At 68.4% G+C, this 16962-nt stretch carries 16 protein-coding genes and 1 pseudogene; 11 read left to right on the top strand and 6 right to left on the bottom strand.

Features of this window, described 5'->3' with window-relative positions; genetic code table 11:
* The first annotated feature begins 39 nt into the window (after positions 1-39).
* The 4 genes from LGN19_RS32540 to LGN19_RS32555 are packed head-to-tail and all read left to right on the top strand — an operon-like array spanning position 40 to position 4170.
* The gene (locus LGN19_RS32540) at positions 40-1149 is read left to right on the top strand and encodes a DUF1214 domain-containing protein (RefSeq protein WP_226219364.1); all 1110 of its coding nucleotides are present in this window, start codon (positions 40-42) and stop codon (positions 1147-1149) included.
* Positions 1146-2339: a sulfotransferase family protein gene (locus LGN19_RS32545; protein ID WP_226219366.1), complete on the top strand. Its 1194-nt coding sequence runs from the start codon at positions 1146-1148 to the stop codon at positions 2337-2339. Before LGN19_RS32540 ends, LGN19_RS32545 begins: the two co-directional genes overlap by 4 nt.
* Before the next feature lie 41 nt (positions 2340-2380).
* The gene (locus LGN19_RS32550; protein ID WP_226219367.1) at positions 2381-3172 is read left to right on the top strand and encodes an SDR family oxidoreductase; all 792 of its coding nucleotides are present in this window, start codon (positions 2381-2383) and stop codon (positions 3170-3172) included.
* 17 nt (positions 3173-3189) lie between these two features.
* Positions 3190-4170, top strand: coding sequence for an acetyltransferase (locus LGN19_RS32555; RefSeq protein ID WP_226219369.1), 981 nt, complete (start codon positions 3190-3192; stop codon positions 4168-4170).
* A 64-nt stretch (positions 4171-4234) separates the two neighbouring features.
* On the opposite strand, the gene LGN19_RS32560 is transcribed toward LGN19_RS32555, so the two are convergent.
* Positions 4235-4687 (bottom strand): nuclear transport factor 2 family protein, encoded by a 453-nt coding sequence (locus LGN19_RS32560; protein ID WP_226219371.1) that lies wholly within the window; start codon positions 4685-4687, stop codon positions 4235-4237.
* 13 nt (positions 4688-4700) lie between these two features.
* On the bottom strand, positions 4701-5180 hold the full coding sequence (locus tag LGN19_RS32565) for an SRPBCC domain-containing protein (protein ID WP_226219372.1): 480 nt from the start codon (positions 5178-5180) through the stop codon (positions 4701-4703).
* 350 nt (positions 5181-5530) lie between these two features.
* Here LGN19_RS32565 and LGN19_RS32570 point away from each other — a divergent pair, with 350 nt between their 5' ends.
* Entirely contained in the window at positions 5531-7009 is a 1479-nt protein-coding gene (locus LGN19_RS32570; RefSeq protein WP_226219443.1) for a cryptochrome/photolyase family protein, read from the top strand.
* 22 nt (positions 7010-7031) lie between these two features.
* On the opposite strand, the gene LGN19_RS39680 is transcribed toward LGN19_RS32570, so the two are convergent.
* The 3 genes from LGN19_RS39680 to LGN19_RS32580 form a co-directional block, all read right to left on the bottom strand.
* Complete coding sequence (locus LGN19_RS39680) at positions 7032-7154, bottom strand: hypothetical protein (protein ID WP_260431426.1); 123 nt, start codon at positions 7152-7154, stop codon at positions 7032-7034.
* Positions 7145-8374 carry an MFS transporter gene (locus LGN19_RS32575; protein ID WP_226219374.1) on the bottom strand — a complete coding sequence of 410 codons (1230 nt, stop codon included), beginning with the start codon at positions 8372-8374 and terminating at the stop codon, positions 7145-7147. Before LGN19_RS32575 ends, LGN19_RS39680 begins: the two co-directional genes overlap by 10 nt.
* Positions 8375-8557: 183 nt before the next feature.
* Positions 8558-9499: a LysR substrate-binding domain-containing protein gene (locus LGN19_RS32580; RefSeq protein ID WP_226219375.1), complete on the bottom strand. Its 942-nt coding sequence runs from the start codon at positions 9497-9499 to the stop codon at positions 8558-8560.
* A gap of 371 nt (positions 9500-9870) precedes the next feature.
* On the opposite strand from LGN19_RS32580, the gene LGN19_RS32585 reads away from it, so the two are divergent.
* Positions 9871-10911: an alpha/beta fold hydrolase gene (locus LGN19_RS32585; protein WP_226219377.1), complete on the top strand. Its 1041-nt coding sequence runs from the start codon at positions 9871-9873 to the stop codon at positions 10909-10911.
* Between the two features lie 146 nt (positions 10912-11057).
* On the top strand, positions 11058-11813 hold the full coding sequence (locus tag LGN19_RS32590; RefSeq protein WP_226219379.1) for a 4'-phosphopantetheinyl transferase family protein: 756 nt from the start codon (positions 11058-11060) through the stop codon (positions 11811-11813).
* A 21-nt stretch (positions 11814-11834) separates the two neighbouring features.
* Here the strand turns inward: LGN19_RS32590 and LGN19_RS32595 are convergent.
* A pseudogene (locus LGN19_RS32595) lies at positions 11835-12200 on the bottom strand (amino acid ABC transporter substrate-binding protein); the annotation flags it as partial.
* A 193-nt stretch (positions 12201-12393) separates the two neighbouring features.
* Here LGN19_RS32595 and hutH point away from each other — a divergent pair.
* From hutH to LGN19_RS32615, 4 genes are read left to right on the top strand one after another with little or no spacing between them, the layout of a single operon-like run.
* A complete protein-coding gene (hutH, locus tag LGN19_RS32600) occupies positions 12394-13917 on the top strand; it encodes a histidine ammonia-lyase (protein WP_226219381.1) in 1524 nt (507 codons plus the stop codon).
* Positions 13918-13921: 4 nt separating this feature from the next.
* Positions 13922-14617 carry a histidine utilization repressor gene (hutC, locus tag LGN19_RS32605; protein ID WP_011352609.1) on the top strand — a complete coding sequence of 232 codons (696 nt, stop codon included), beginning with the start codon at positions 13922-13924 and terminating at the stop codon, positions 14615-14617.
* A gap of 39 nt (positions 14618-14656) precedes the next feature.
* A complete protein-coding gene (gene hutU / locus LGN19_RS32610; protein ID WP_226219383.1) occupies positions 14657-16345 on the top strand; it encodes a urocanate hydratase in 1689 nt (562 codons plus the stop codon).
* Positions 16346-16347: 2 nt separating this feature from the next.
* A complete protein-coding gene (locus tag LGN19_RS32615) occupies positions 16348-16959 on the top strand; it encodes a HutD family protein (RefSeq protein WP_226219385.1) in 612 nt (203 codons plus the stop codon).
* Positions 16960-16962: the final 3 nt, after the last annotated feature.

Raw genomic sequence — 16962 nt, forward strand, 5'->3', positions numbered from 1 at the left:
CGCTTAAGGTGAGCGCTCGACCATCGGCGGAGACGACACATGACGGACGACACACGTGCTACGCAATTGCTTTCGGGCCAGACCTGGGCCGATTTCTGCGACACCCTGAAACGCAGCGGACAACAGATCCTGCGCGCCGAAGCGCCGGACGATCCGCTGACACGCGCGGAAGGCTTCCGCTACCTGAGCCGGCTGATGCGCATCGCGCTTGAAATGCACGTCGAGTTTGCGGACGGTGCGTGGCCGGGTTTTTTCTCGCCGTCGCACGAGACCGCGAAGATCGGCGCCGACAATCCCGACAACCTGTACCAGTACGCGCGCCTCGACGGCCGTTGCGAATACCGCGTGACGGGGCGGCGCGGCACGGTGGCTTACCTGAGCTTCGGCACGCAGAAGGGCGGCTACGAGACCGACGGCAAGATGCTGCAGACGGGCTTTCTCGACGCGAAGCAGCTCGAGATCGCGCCGGACGGCAGCTTCGAGATCGTATTGAGTGAGACGCCGCACGCGGGCAACTGGGTGCGCATGGAGCCCGGCACCAACGCGTTACTGGTGCGCCAGACTTTCCTCGACCGTCGCGCGGAAACGCCGGCGCAGTTGAAGATCGAGCGCATCGGTGCCGACGATCGCCCGGCGCCGCTCGACCCGCTCGTGCTGCAGGGCGGCCTCACGCGCGCCGCGCAGTTCGTCGAGCAGACGTCGAAGCTGTTCGCGGACTGGGCCGCGAGCTACCGGTCGCACGTGAATGCGCTGCCACCCGCCGACCAGGCGCTGTGCCAGTCGGTCGGCGGCGATCCGAACATCTACTACTACCACTCGTGCTGGTCGCTGGCCGACGACGAAGCACTCGTGATCGACGTCGACACGGTGCCCGATTGCGATTTCTGGAACGTGCAGCTCAACAACTACTGGATGGAGTCGCTCGATTACCGGCACTTCGATATCTGCGTGAACAAGCACAGCGCACGGCTGAATGCAGACGGCGGCGTAACGGTGATCGTCGCGGCCGCGCGGCCGGGCGACGCGAACTGGCTCGATACGGCCGGGCATCGCACCGGCACGATCTGCTGGCGCTGGGTGGGCGCCGTGCAGCCGGTGCATCCACGCACGCGTGTGGTGAAGCTCGCGACGCTGAAGGAGGCCGCATGAACGCGCCGCTTGACCGGACCCGCACGCTGCTCGCAGCCGACGGGTTGATCGCCGAAGCCGTATCGCGCACGGGCGGGCTCACTGCGTTCGGTGACGGGCCGTATCGCGAAGCGCTCGACGTGATGTGCGCGTCGCTGATCGACGAAGCGAACCTGTCCGCACGCGGTGCGGAGATGATGCGCGAGAAGCTCGTCGGCCAGCTCGTGAACCGGCTCGTCGTCGAGGACTACTTCCAGCGTCATCCGGAGATCGCGGACATTGCGATCGACGATCCGCTCGTGATCGTCGGCCTGCCACGCACCGGCACGACGCTGCTGCAGCGCCTGCTGGCCGTCGACCCGCGGTTTCATTCAGCCGCGTGGTGGGAAACCCGCTACCCGGCACCGCTCGCGGGCGAGACGCTTGCCGAGCCGACGGTGCGCATCGCGCGCGCGCAGGCCGAGGTCGCGACGATGATCGACTGCATTCCACAGATCCTGACGATCCATCCGCTCGATGCGATGCTCGCGGACGAAGAGTTCATGCTGATGGAGCACGCGTTCGTGTGCGCGATGGATTCATACGCGAACGTGCCGCGCTATACGGCCTGGCTCGCGCAACAGGATCTCACGCCGGTCTATACGTACCTGAAACGGATGCTGCAGTTCCTGCAGTGGCAGAAGGCACAGCGCGGCGTCGCGCCGGCCGCGCGCTGGCTGCTGAAGACGCCGCAGCACCTGCATGCGCTCGACGTGCTGTGCCGCGTGTTTCCGCGCGCGCAGGTCGTGCTGACGCACCGCGATCCGGCGCAGACGATTCCGTCGATGGCGAGCATGGCGCACACGCTGTGGCAGATGTATGCGGACGATCCCGATCCACTCGCCGTCGGCGCGCAGTGGAATGCGGGGATGGCACGCGCGATCGGCGCGGCGATGACGGCGCGCGACGCGCTGCCGGCCGACCGGTTCCTCGACGTGCGATTCGAGGACACGGTGTCGAATCCGCTTGGCGTTGCCGAGGCCGTGTATGCCTTTGCCGGCATGTCGCTCGATACGCGGCAGCATGCGGCGATGACGGACTGGATGGCGCGCAACGGCCGCGACAAGCGTGCCGCGCACGACTATTCGATCGCGCGCTTCGGCTTCACCGATGCGCAACTTGCGCGCGACTTCGCCGCGTATCGCGCGCGGCATCTGCGGGCGGCTGGCTGACGGCCGGGCTCGCGAGACCAACGACAACCAGGAGACAAGCCATGTTGCTGAAGGACAAGATCGTCGTGATTTCCGGGATCGGCCCGGGGCTTGGCGTGAAGCTCGCCGTCGAGGCCGCGCGCGAGGGTGCGCGCGGTGTGGTCGTCGCGGCGCGCACGATGGAAAAGCTCGACGACGCCGAAATGCGGATCCATGAACTCGGCGTCGATTGCGACGTGCTGAAGGTGAAGACCGACATCACCGACCGCGCGCAATGCCGGCAGCTCGCGACGCAGGCCGTCGAGCGCTTCGGCCGGATCGACGCGCTCGTGAACAGCGCATTCGTGCACGGCACGTTTCCGGAACCGGTGGAGGAAGCCGACCTCGACGGCTGGCGCACGGTGTTCGACACCAACGTGTTCGGCACGATGGCGCTCACGCAGGAAGTCGTGCCGCACATGAAGCGGCAGCAGCGCGGCGCGATCGTGATGATCAACACGCAGGCGACCCGCAAGCCTTTTGCAGGGGAAGGCGGCTACGCTGTATCGAAGGGGGCGCTCGCGGTTGCGGCAAAATATCTGGCGCGCGAACTCGGCGTGCACGGCATACGCGCGAACAGTATCCACATGGGGTGGATGTGGGGCGTGCCGACGCAGACGTATTTCCGGCAGGCGGCCGCCGAGTACGGGATGACGGAGGCGCAGATCATCGCGCCGATCGCGTCGAACATCGCGCTCGCGAAGCTGCCGACCGACGACGATTGCGCGCGCGCGGCGCTGTTCCTCGCGTCGGACTACGCGAACGCGGTGACGGGCGCGACGCTCGACGCGAACGGCGGCGATTTCATGCCCTGACGATGGAGCAAAGCATCATGCAGGACAACCACGAAGTACAACATTTCTTTGCGTTCAACGGCGATGCGGACGGGCTGTGCGCGCTTCAGCAACTGCGGCTCGCGGAGCGCGTGCGCGGCACGCTCGTGACCGGTGTGAAGCGCGACATCAAGCTGCTCGAGCGGATCGACGTGCGTGCGGGCGATCTCGTCACCGTGCTCGACGTGTCGCACGACCAGAATCGCGATGCGTGCGCGCGGCTGCTGCGCGACGGCGCGACGGTCCGCTATTTCGACCACCACTTCGCGGGCGAACTGCCCGACGGTCCGCGCTTCGCCGCGCATATCGACACGGCGGCCGACGTCTGCACGAGCGCGATCGTGAACCGTCATCTCGGCGGCCGGCACGTGCGCTGGGCAATCGTCGCGGCATTCGGCGACGAGTTGCCGGCGCTCGGCGACGCGCTCGCGCGTGCACACGGGATCGACGAAGCCGAGCGGGGCACGCTCGCCGAACTCGGGCTCTACCTGAATTACAACGCGTACGGAGAGTGTGTCGGCGATCTGCATTTCGACCCGGCGGCGCTCGCGGACGCGATGCTGCCGTGCGTCGATCCGCTCGATTTCGTGCGCGAGACGGCCGTGTTCGCCGCGCTGCGCGACGGCTACCGCGACGACATGGCGCGTGCGTGCGCGCTCGCGCCGCTGCGCGAGGTGCCGGGTGCGGCACTGGTCCGGATGCCTGATCATCCATGGGCGCGGCGCGCGACGGGCATGCTCGCGAACGAGCGGATGCGCAACGCGCCGCATGCGGCGCTCGCGGTGCTGTCGCCGCGCGCGGACGGTGGCCTTGTCGTCAGCGTGCGCGTGCCCGACGGCCGGCCGCTCGGCGCCGACGAGTTCTGTCGCGGCTTTCCGACCGGCGGCGGACGCAAGCGCGCGGGCGGCATCAACCATCTGCCGGAAACCGAGTTCGACGCGTTCGCCGAGCGATTCGAGGCGGCGTTCCGGCTCGATTGACGCAGCGGGCTGCGATGATGCGCACGCCGTGCAGCCATCGCTCGGCGTGCGCATCGTGGCCGGATCAACCGGTCGCGCCCGCGAGCACCGCCGGCACGTTGTGACCGTAGCAGCGCTCCTCGACGCGCTCGGCGATGCGCCAGCCCTGCGCGGTGCGCACGAACCGGTCGACGTACCACAGCCCGAGAAACATCACCTGCGTGCCGCCGTCGGGCAGCACGACCTCCATCGGATTGAAGCAGATCGTACGGCCGCGCGCGGTATCGCCGTCGAGCCGGATCGACAGGTTGCCGACCAGGTGCTGGTACTGCGGAAACTGCGGCAGCACGGCGCGCAGCCACGCCTTGACCTCCGGATAGCGGCCGGCGATGCCGCCCATCGCGCGATAGTCGATCGCCGCATCGGGTGTGAACACTGCATCGAGCGCGTCGAAGTCGCGTGCGTCGATCGCGCTCGAATACGCGACGATCAGCTCGCGGATATCGTGATGGTCGGACAGCGTTTGCAGATCGGGCATCGATGGCTCCCCGTCAGGCGCCGTTGCGCCGGCGTGTCGCATGGAGCGCTTCGGCCCGTTGCTTCACGTCGCGTGCGCACTGGTCGAAGCCCTGTTTCACCCACGCGCCGTGGTTCTGCATGATCGTGTCCGCGTTGATGCCGAGGAACTGGTCGGTCGTGAAATAGCGGCAGCGCTCCGCGTCGATCACATCGATGTACTGGTCGCGGCGCGCAGCGTCCTTGTTGTCGTCGGTCGGGCGCTGCTCCCACGACAGCAGGCGCTCGGGTTCGTACGCGACGAGGATCTCGTTGACGGGAATCACGGTCTCCGTGCCGGGAATGCGCACCTGCATGTGCACGAAATCGCCGAGCTTGCCGGTCGTTTCGAAGCCGACGCAAAACGTGTTCCATTCGCCGTAGCGCGGGAAGTCGGTCAGCACTTCCCAGACGACGGAGGCCGGTGCGTCGATGTCGACGGTGATCGAGGTGACGAGATTCGAGGGTTGGGTCATGGCGGCGTATCGGATGAAGCCGTGCGTACCCGGGTGACGGGCAGCGTCGCGGCGGTCGGAAGGATGCGCGCCGGCATCGGTCGGCGCGCGTGACGGGTGCGGATCGGGACGTGCGGAGTCGTTCGCGGCCGGCACGTGCCGCGCAGCGCGGCGCACCCGACATCGAGCGTAGGCCGGCGCACGCGGCGAAGAATCGTCGGAATGGACTAAGGCGTTTCACCGGGGGCAGCCGGGTGGCGCGACTGCCGTGACCGTCGGCGGCATTGGCCCGCCGGCGCGTCGAACGTCGACACCACGCCGCACAGCCGCGACAATGCGTGTCTCTTTCCGCTTTCGTTATCGAGGTGCCCGTGCCCGCCAAGCCGTCCGTTGCTCCCGCGATCGTGTGGTTCCGCGACGATCTGCGCGTGACCGACCAGCCCGCGCTGACGCGCGCGGTGGCATCGGGCCGGCCGCTCGTGTGCGTGTTCGTCGACGACACGGGCGACGGCGCCGGGCGAGCGCTCGGCGGTGCGGCGCGCTGGTGGCTGCACGGATCGCTGGCCGGGCTCGACGCGGCGCTTGCGCGTCATGGCGGACGCCTGCTGCTGTTGCGCGGCGACGCGCAGCGCGAGATCGAGCGCGTCGTGCACGACACGGGTGCGGCGGCCGTGTACTGGAACCGCCGCTATGCGCAACCTCAGCGCGATGCCGATGCGGCGCTGAAGGCGTCGCTCAAGGCGCGCGGCGTCACGGTCGAGAGCAGCAACGGCAGCCTGCTGAACGAGCCGTGGGAGGTGCTGACGGGCAGCGGCGCGCCGTACCAGGTGTTCACCGCGTACTGGCGCGCGGCGCGACGCGATCGCACGGTCGCCGCGCCGCTGCCGGAACCCGAACGGATCGGGTTTCATCCATGGCCGAAAGCGGTGAGTGACCGGGCGCTGGCGCTCGACGCGCTCGCGTTGCGGCCGCACGCGCCGGATTGGGCCGGCGGCCTGCGCGACGCATGGCCCGTGCCCGACGAAGCCGGCGCGCACGCGCAGCTCGACGCATTCCTGACGACATCGCTCGCCGATTATGCGGATGCGCGCGATCGCCCCGACCAGCCCGCGACGAGCCGGCTGTCGCCGTTCCTGCGCTTCGGCAACGTGTCGCCGCGACAGGTGTGGCATGCGACGCAGGGTGCCGCGAACGCAGGTGGCGCGGTGTGTGCAGCGGGCGCGGACAAATTCCTGAGCGAACTCGGCTGGCGCGAATTCAGCTACGCGCTGCTGTATCACTTTCCGGCGTTGGCAACCGACAACTTCCGCGCGCAGTTCGACGCGATGCCGTGGCGCGACGATCCCGCCGCGCTGCGCGCATGGCAGCGCGGGCTGACCGGCTATCCGCTCGTCGATGCGGGCCTGCGCGAACTGTGGACGACCGGCTGGATGCACAACCGGGTGCGGATGGTCGTCGCGTCGTTCCTGATCAAGCACCTGCTGATCGACTGGCGTGCCGGAGAAGCGTGGTTCTGGGACACGCTGGTCGACGCCGATCCGGCGAACAACGCGGCGAGCTGGCAGTGGGTGGCCGGCTGCGGCGCCGACGCCGCGCCGTATTTCCGCATCTTCAATCCGGTCGCGCAGGGGCAGAAGTTTGATCCGGACGGTGCGTACGTGCGGCGCTGGGTGCCCGAGCTTGCGGGCCTCGACACCGCATCGATCCATGCGCCGTGGGAAGCGTCGCCGCTGGAGCGCGACGCGGCCGGTGTGCGGCTCGGCGTCGACTATCCGGCGCCGCTGGTCGAGCATTCGGCCGCGCGTGCCCGCGCGCTCGATGCGCTGGCTGGATTGCCGAAGCGCCGCTGACCGCACGCGCCGGGTTGCCGCATCAATTGCAGAACGCGACGTGTTCGAGCAATGCGTACGCGACGCCTGAACCGAAATAGGCCGCGCCGCACCACGCGACGAACGCGAGCGTGCCGGCGGCGAGCGCCGCGCGGATCATGCCCATGCCGTGTTGCCCGATGCCGGACGCGCGACGCGCGCATCGTTGATCGGCAGGTGCAGCAACGCCGCGAGTACGCCGAGCGCGATCGAGCCGATCCACAGCGGCATATACGAATGTGTCGCGTCGTACACGAGCGCACCGAGCCAGACGCCGAAGAAGCTGCCGAGCTGGTGCCCGAAGAACACGAAGCCGAACAGCGTCGCGATGTAGCGCACGCCGAACACCTGCGAGATCACGCCGTTGGTCAGCGGCACGGTGCCGAGCCACGTGAACCCCATCACGGCCGCGAACACGTAGACGCTCGCGGGCGACAGCGGTGCGGCAACGAACGCGGCCATCGTGAGCGCGCGCACGAGATACAGCACCGACAGCACGTACTTGCGCCGCAGCAGCCCGCCGAGATGACCGCACGCGTAGGTGCCGGCCACATTGGTCAGCGCGATCAGTGCGAGCGCGACGCTTGCGTGGCGCGCCGGCAGCCCATGGTCGAGCAGGTAGGCGGGAAGATGCGTCGCGATGAATGCGAGCTGGAAGCCGCACGCGAAGAAGCCCGCGTTCAGCAGCCAGAAGCCGCGATGCGCGAACGCCTCGCGCACGGCTTCGCCGATCGACTGGTCGGGGCCGGCGGCGCCGGCGGCCTGCGCGGGCCGGTCGCGCAACAGCACGGCGAGCGGCGCGAGCAGCACCGCGACGAGCGCCAGCGCGATGAACGCATGCCGCCAGCCGATGCCGCCGATCAGCGTCTGGGCGACGGGCACCATGCAGAACTGGCCGAGCCCGCCGATCGCGCCAGCGACGCCGAGCGCCCAGCCGCGCCGGTCGGGCGGAAACAGGCGGCTCAGCGCGCCATAGATCGACGCGAACGCCGAGCCCGACAACGCGATACCGATCACGAGCCCGGCGCCGACCGTGAACATGCCGGTCGTCGCCGCATGCGCCATCGTGACGAGCCCGGCCGCATACAGCAGCATTCCGGCGACGATCACGCGCAGTGAGCCGAAGCGATCGGCGACCATGCCCGTGAACGGCTGCGCGACGCCCCAGATCAGGTTCTGCAGCGCCAGTGCGAGCCCGAACGCTTCGCGCGACCAGCCGTGGTCGAGCGATACCGGCGCGAGAAACAGGCCCTGCACGTGGCGGATGCCGAGCGCGGCACCCATGATCAGGCCGCCGGCCAGTACGGGCAGCCAGCGGCGGCGGACTTCCTGCTCGATCGGGGTCATGCGTGTCTCCGGATGATGGCGCGCGGCAAAGCGGCCGCGCTCGATCCGATTAGACGATCGGGCCCGTTGTCGCTCAAGCGATCATTCGGTCAGGTTGGCATGCGTGCGGGGAATGCGACGAAGGGCGCGTGGGGTGGGACGGGGGCGCTCGGCAGCGGTCAGGCTTGTTTGCACAGGCCGCGTTTACGTCGATGCCGTGTTGTGCGCGCGCATCGCGGTATCGCATTCGGCCGCTTCGGCGAGCATCCAGTCGCGGACGTCGGCGACTTCGCGGCGCGGGGCCGGATCGTGCTGGAACAGCCAGTACCCGTATGCATCCGACAGCGCCTGTGTGTGCGGCCCGAGCACCGCGAGCCGGCCGTCCGCGAGCATCGGTGCGACGAGCGCGAGGCGCCCGAGCGCGACGCCCTGGCCCGCGATCGCGGCCTGGATCACCTGGTCGTACTGGTTGAAGCGCAGCACGCCTTTCGGGCGCGCGTCGCCGAGCCCGGCCGCGTGCAGGTGCGCGCGCCACTGCAATTGCGGCTGCGGCGGCCCGTCGAATTCGAGCAGCACGTGGTCGGCGATCGCGGCCGCGTTCGTGACGGGCCGCGCGGCGAGCGCAGGATGGGCGACCGGCACGACGATCTCGTCGAACAGGCGCAGCGCGCCGGCCGGCGCACGGTCGCGCGGACAGTAGCGGATCCCGAGGTCGATGCCTTCGGCGCGCAAATCGAGTACCTTGTCGTTCGCGGCGACGCGCAGGTCGATCTCCGGCAGGCGCGTCTGCAGCCGCCCGAGCCGCGGCAGCAACCACAGCGCGGTGACGCCGATGCTCGCGGTGATCGTGACGGGCTGGCGCTCGCGCGCGGCGGCGAGCGACGCGACGGTGTCCTGCAGGCTGTGCAGTGCCGCATCCGCGACGCGAAACAGCCGCTCGCCTTCCGGCGTGAACGCGATCTTCCGGTAGCCGCGCTGCAGCAGCGCGACACCGAGATGCGCTTCGAGCGCGTGTACCTGGCGGCTGACCGCCGATTGCGTGACGCACAGGTCCTGCGCGGCGAGCGTGATGCTCATGCGGCGGCCGACGGCGACGAAACCGCGGACGAGGTCGAGCGACGGGAGACGGACGAGTGGCGTTGACATGCGCGTGACTCATGCGAACGGAGCAGCAAGATTGGTTGAGAACGCGGGGCGCGTCAAGTTCAATGGGGGCTGGTGCGGGCGGTGAGGGGTGGGGCAGGTGCTCGTGAGTTGACGCCAATGCCGGCCGTGAAGCTCGGGTACGAGTAGATGCTTAGGCGCCTACCGGGATCGCCCGCGAAGTATGGGGGCCGAGTAAGCGCTGAAGCGCTGACTCCAACCAACCACGCCACGGGACCGAAGTAAGCGCTAAAGCGCCAACTCGGATCGACCGCCGTGGGGTTGGAGTAAGCGCTGAAGCGCCAACTCCAACCAACCACGCCATGGGACCGAAGTAAGCGCTGAAGCGCTAACTTCGGTCGACAGGAGACAAGATGACGATTTCGAACGAAGGCAACGGAATGACGCAGGGCACCCGCGCGGCAGACGCATTGCCACCCGAGCCCGTGACGCTGCGCGCAGCCGACGGCTACGAATTGCGCGGGCATGTCTGGCGCCATCGCGGCGGCAGTGTCGCGCGGCCCGTGACGGTCATCAATTGCGCGACGTCGGTACGTTGCGACTACTACTTTCGTTTCGCGGCCTGGCTGTTCGCGCAGGGGCGCGACGTGCTCGTCTACGACTATCGCGGCATCGGCGGGTCGCGCCCGGCGCAGCTCGCGAAGTTGCGCGCGAACTGGCTCGACTGGGGGCGGCTCGATTGCGAAGCCGCGCTGCAATACGCACGCGACACGTTTCCGGGCCAGCCGATCGACGTCGTCGCGCACAGCATCGGCGGGTTCGTGCTCGGGCTCGCGGCATCGAACGTCCACGTGCGGCATGCGGTGACGGTCGGCGCGCAGTATGCGTACTGGCGCGATTACCTGCCGGCCGAACGGCGGCGCATGTGGTGGAAGTGGCACGTCGCGATGCCGGTGCTCGCGGCCGTGTTCGGCTACGTGCCCGCGAAACGGCTCGGCTGGATGGAGGACACGCCGCGTGGCGTCGCGTTGTCGTGGGTGCGCTCGCAGGCGCGCTTCGAGGAGGGCTATACGAGCGGCCTGCTCGCCGAACCCGCCGCGAGCCGCGCCGCGTTGCCCGCCCGCTTCGCGGGGCTGTCGGCGCCGATGCTCGCGATCGGCCTCGACGACGACGGGTTCGGCACGGTCGAGGCGATCGAGCGGCTGGTCGGCTACTACACGGGCAGCGACGTCGCGCATCTGCGGATCGCGCCGGCCGACATCGGCGTCGATGCGATCGGCCATTTCGCGTTTTTCCACAGCCGCTTCACCGACACGCTGTGGCCGCTTGCGCTGTCCTGGCTGCAACACGGTGTGCTGCCGGCCGATGCGCCGGGCAAAGTGCATGCACTTCACCCGGCATCGCGCGGGCGGGGAGCGGGCAGCGGTGTGCCGGGCGTCGTCGCGAACGGGTGACGGCCGCGCAACGCAGGCGCAGGCCGGGAGCACAAGTGCCAGCGCGGCGCACGGTGCCGGCGCTGACGCCGGCGGGCCGCAACGGCTCGCCGCACCGCTCGATCGATTAACATCGAACGTTTCATTCCACAGGCCGCCGCCCGTCGATGCTCGTCCCGTCCGATTCCGCTTCCCCGTCCGAACCCCCTCGCGCCTGGCGCATGCAGAGTCTCGACGCGCCGCCCGCCGCGTGCCGCGCCGGCGTGCGGATCGCGCGTGTCGATTTCGACTGGCGTGTGCCGCTCGCGTCGCCCGCGTATGCGGCACTCAGCGATGGCGAGCGCGCGCGGGCCGCGCGTTTCATGCGGCATGAGGATGCGGTGCGCAGCGCCGCGACGCGTGCCGCGCTGCGCGACGTGCTCGGTTCGGCCCTCGGCATCGCGCCGCAGGCGGTGGCGATCGTCGTCGACGCATCGGGGCGGCCGTCGCTCGACGGCATGCATCGCACATCGCTCGACTTCAACGTGTCGCATGCGGGCGACCATGCGCTGCTTGCGTGGGCACCCGCGGGCCGCGTCGGCGTCGATATCGAATGCTGCAATCGCGTGGCCGACTGGCGTGCGCTGACGCGCGAAGTCTGCGCGCCCGCCGAGGCCGCCTATCTCGACTGCCTGCCGCTTGCCGCGCGCGCCGGCGAATTCATGCGCGTCTGGTGTGCGAAGGAGGCGCTGCTCAAGGCGCTCGGCACGGGCATCGTCGGCGGGCTGAGCGCGTTCGCGGTCGTGCCGCCGCGCGATGGCGCGACTCCCGCGACGACGGTCGTCGAGCCGGCCGCGCCCGCCGCCGGTGTCGCGGCGTTCGATGCGGCGTGGCTCGACGCTGCCCCCGGCTACGCGGCGTGCGTCGCGTGGACGCGTGCGTGAGCCGGGATCAGCGCGCGGCGCTCATGCGAGCGGCGCGTCGTTCGGCGCCGCATAGCGCGCGTTGATCGCGTTGCTCATCGCGAAGTCGAACGACAGCCCCTTCGGCGGCACCGGCTTCATGAACCACGTGTCGTAGAGCGCGTCGATCTCGCCGCGCTTCATCGACTGCGCGAGCACGCCGTCGACGAGCGCCTTGAACTGCGGATCGTCCTTGCGCTTCATGAACCCGCAGGCTTCCGACGATTGCGGCGTGCCGACGATCTGCCCGTCGGCCGGCTTCGCGGCGCGCTGGCGCACGCTCGCGAGCAGCACGTCGTCCATCATGTACGCGGCCGTGCGGCCCGATTCGAGCGTGAGATGTCCTTCGCCGCAATCCTTCACGCTGATGCGATCTGAATGTTGCCAAAAATAAAATAAATACAACAAACATTAAGCGCCGGATCACATGGGCCGATCCGGCGGGCCGTCCCGGGCATCAGGGAAACTCCCAAGTCGAAATCGGTGAAATACGGGTTGTCTAGACAAGTTGGCGTGGCTACACTTCAATCCATTCCGAACTTGTCTAGACAGGATTGCTCACATGATTACGTTGACCCCCGGCCACCTGACCCTCCCGCAACTGCGCCAGATCGCACGTGAATCCGTGCAGCTCGCGCTCGACCCGGCCAGCTTCGCGAAGATCGACGCCGGCGCGAAGGCTGTCGCCGACATCGCCGCGAAGGGCGAGCCGGCCTACGGCATCAACACCGGCTTCGGCCGCCTGGCCAGCACGCACATCCCGCGCGACCAGCTCGAACTGCTGCAGAAGAACCTCGTGCTGTCGCACGCGGTCGGCGTGGGCGAGCCGATGGCACGCTCGTCGGTGCGTCTGCTGATGGCGCTGAAGCTGTCGAGCCTCGGCCGCGGCCACTCGGGCATCCGTCGTGAAGTAATGGACGCGCTGATCAAGCTGTACAACGCGGATGTCCTGCCGCTGATCCCGGTGAAGGGCTCGGTCGGCGCATCGGGCGACCTCGCGCCGCTCGCGCACATGTCGGCCGTGCTGCTGGGCGTCGGCGAAGTGTTCATCCGCGGCGAGCGTGCAAGCGCGATCGACGGTCTGCGCGTCGCGGGCCTCGCGCCGATGACGCTGCAGGCGAAGGAAGGCCTCGCGCTGCTGAACGGCACGCAGGCATCGACCGCGCTGGCGCTCGACAACATGTTCTCGATCGAAGACCTGTACCGCACCGCGCTCGTCGCGGGTGCGCTGTCGGTCGACGCGGCAGCCGGCTCGGTGAAGCCGTTCGACGCACGCATTCATGAACTGCGCGGCCATCAAGGCCAGATCGACGCGGCTGCGTCGTATCGCGACCTGCTCGAAGGTTCGCCGATCAACCAGTCGCACCGCGATTGCGACAAGGTGCAGGATCCGTACAGCCTGCGCTGCCAGCCGCAGGTGATGGGCGCGTGTCTGGACCAGATGCGCCATGCAGCCGACGTGCTGCTGGTCGAAGCGAACGCCGTGTCGGACAACCCGCTGATCTTCCCGGATACCGGCGAAGTGCTGTCGGGCGGCAACTTCCACGCCGAGCCTGTCGCGTTCGCGGCCGACAACCTCGCGCTCGCCGCGTCGGAAATCGGTGCACTGGCCGAACGCCGCATCGCACTGCTGATCGACGCGACGCTGTCGGGCCTGCCCCCGTTCCTCGTGCGGGACGGCGGCGTGAACTCGGGCTTCATGATCGCGCACGTGACGGCTGCCGCACTCGCATCGGAAAACAAGACGCTCGCGCACCCGGCATCGGTCGACTCGCTGCCGACCTCCGCGAACCAGGAAGACCACGTGTCGATGGCGACGTTCGCCGCGCGCAAGCTCGCCGACATCGCGGACAACACGAAGCACATCCTCGCGATCGAACTGCTGGCCGCCGCGCAAGGCGTCGACCTGCGCGCGCCGTACCACACGAGCCCGAAGCTGGCGCCCGTGATGGAAACGATCCGCGGCAAGGTCGCGCACTACGAGCTCGACCACTACTTCGCGCCGGACATCGCCGTGATCGCGAAGCTGGTCGGCGAGCGCGCGTTCGCGAAGGTTGCGCCGTTCTCGTTCGCATCGGAACAGTAAGCCCATGAGCGCGCCGGTCTACCAGGAGATCAAGGACTTCATCCTGGGCCGCATCCACGCAGGCGAGTGGGAGGAGGGCGACCAGGTGCCGTCCGAGAACGAGCTGGCGCGCGAATTCAAGGTGGCGCGCATGACCGTCAACCGCGCGCTGCGCGAGTTGACGGCCGAGCAGGTGCTCACGCGCATGAAGGGCGCGGGCACCTACGTCGCGCGGCCGAAGTACGAGTCGACGCTGGTGGCGATTCGCAGCATCTCGGAGGAAGTCGGTGCACGCGGGCATGCGTATCACGCCAGCGTGCTCGGCCTCGACACGATCCGCGCCGACGAGGCGCTCGCCGACGAGATGCAGGTGGCCGTACGCACGAAGCTGTTTCATTCGCAGGTGCTGCACTTCGAGAATGACGAGCCCGTGCAGCTCGAAGAACGATGGGTGAATCCGGCGGTCGCGCCGGATTACGCCGAGCAGGATTTCACGAACACGACGCCGAACCTGTACCTGATGCGCGCGGCTCCGCTGCAGCGCGTCGAGTACCGGATCGAAGCGGCGGCCCCGGCGCCGGAACGGCGCGAGCAGCTGCGGATGGACGACGTCGAGCCGTGTCTGGTTTTACATCGACGCACCTGGTCGCAGGGCGTCGTCGCCTCGGTGGCGAATCTGTGGCATCCCGGCAGCCGATACCGCTTCACCGGGCATTTCTGATTCCTATTTGATAGTCATTTTCCTTCGGGAGCAGTCGTCATGAACCATCCGAAACACATCGATCCCCGTCTCGATCCGACGCGCACGATCCGCGCGCCGCGCGGCAACGAGAAAGTCTGCAAGACCTGGCTGGCCGAAGCGGCCTACCGGATGATCCAGAACAACCTCGACCCGGAAGTCGCCGAGCATCCGCATGCGCTCGTCGTGTACGGCGGCATCGGCCGCGCGGCACGCAACTGGGAATGCTACGACCAGATCCTCGCATCGCTGAAGGATCTCGAAGAGAACGAGACGCTGCTGATCCAGTCGGGTAAGCCGGTCGGTGTGTTCCGCACGCACAAGGATGCGCCGCGCGTGCTGCTCGCGAACTCGAACCTCGTGCCGCACTGGGCGAACTGGGATCACTTCCACGAGCTCGACCGCAAGGGCCTGATGATGTACGGCCAGATGACGGCCGGCAGCTGGATCTACATCGGCAGCCAGGGCATCGTTCAGGGTACCTATGAAACGTTCTTCTCGGTCGCGAACCAGCACTTCAACGGGGATCCGTCGGGCTGCTGGATCCTGACGGGCGGCCTGGGCGGCATGGGTGGCGCGCAGCCGCTCGCGGCAACAATGGCCGGCTTCTCGATGATCGCAGTCGAATGCGACGAGACGCGCATCGACTTCCGCCTGAAGACGCGCTACGTCGACAAGAAGGCGACGACGCTCGACGAAGCGCTCGGCATGATCGAGGAAGCGAAGCGCACCGGCAAGCCGGTGTCGATCGGCCTGCTCGGCAACGCGGCCGACGTGTTCCCGGAACTCGTCAAGCGCGGCATCACGCCGGATTGCGTGACCGACCAGACGAGCGCGCACGACCCGATCAACGGCTACCTGCCGCAAGGCTGGACCGTCGCGCAATGGCGCGAAGCGCAGAAGGTCGATCCGCAGAGCATCGTGAAGGTCGCGAAGCAGTCGATGGCCGTGCAGGTGCAGGCGATGCTGGATCTGCAGGAACGCGGCGCGGCGACGCTCGACTACGGCAACAACATCCGCCAGATGGCGCTGGAAATGGGCGTCGAGAACGCGTTCGACTTCCCGGGCTTCGTGCCGGCGTACATCCGCCCGCTGTTCTGCGAAGGCAAGGGCCCGTTCCGCTGGGTCGCGCTGTCGGGCGATCCGGAAGACATCTACAAGACCGACCAGAAGGTGAAGGAGCTGATCCCCGACGATCCGCACCTGCACAACTGGCTCGACATGGCACGTGAACGCATCGCGTTCCAGGGCCTGCCGGCGCGTATTTGCTGGGTCGGCGTGAAGGATCGCTATCGCCTCGGCCAGGCGTTCAACGAGATGGTCAAGAACGGCGAACTGAAGGCCCCGATCGTGATCGGCCGCGACCACCTCGACACCGGCTCGGTCGCGAGCCCGAACCGCGAGACGGAATCGATGAAGGACGGTTCGGACGCAGTTAGCGACTGGCCGCTGCTGAACGCACTGCTGAACACCGCAGGCGGCGCATCGTGGGTGTCGCTGCATCATGGCGGCGGCGTCGGCATGGGCTTCTCGCAGCACTCGGGCGTCGTGATCGTCGCCGACGGTACCGCCGAAGCGCACGAGCGTCTCGGCCGCGTGCTGCTGAACGACCCGGCGACGGGCGTGATGCGCCATGCGGATGCCGGCTACGAACTCGCGCAGCAGACGGCCCGCGAAGCCGGCCTGAAGCTGCCGATGCTCGGCCGCTGAGCATGACGGCGCTCCACCAGGCGCCGGCGACCGCGACGATGATCCGCGCAGCGGATCTCGTCGCGTCGCCATGGAAGAACGGCGGCGGCGTGACGCGCGAAATCGGCGCGTTCCCGCCGGGCGCCGCGCTCGACGCGTTCGCGTGGCGCGTGAGCGTTGCCGACGTCGGCACGGCCGGGCCGTTCTCGCGTTTCGACGGCATCGACCGCACGCTCGTGCTGCTGTCCGGCGCGGGCATGACGCTCGCCGAGGAAGGCGGCGCCCGCCACGTGCTCGACGCACCGCTGGCCCGCGCGGATTTCGCGGGCGAGGTGGCGATCGACGCGACGCTGCATGACGGCGCGACGCGCGACTTCAACCTGATGACGCGCCGTTCGGCCGCGCGCGGCGCGCTCGACGTATGGCGCGCAGGCGCGCACCGCATCGAACGTGCCGATACCGTGCTGCTGTATTGCGCGGCTGGCGAAGCCGCCGTTGAAATCGACGGCGCACGCTACACACTGGAAGAAATGGACACGCTGCGGCTCGACGGGCCGCAGCGTGCGTTTGACGTCGTCATGAGCGGTAGCGGCGCGTTGCTCGCCGTGTCGCTCGCCATCGGCGAACGAGACTGAACG

Origin of the sequence: Burkholderia sp. AU30198, from assembly GCF_020419825.1 — a bacterium.
In the GTDB taxonomy this organism is placed as follows: Bacteria; Pseudomonadota; Gammaproteobacteria; order Burkholderiales; family Burkholderiaceae; genus Burkholderia.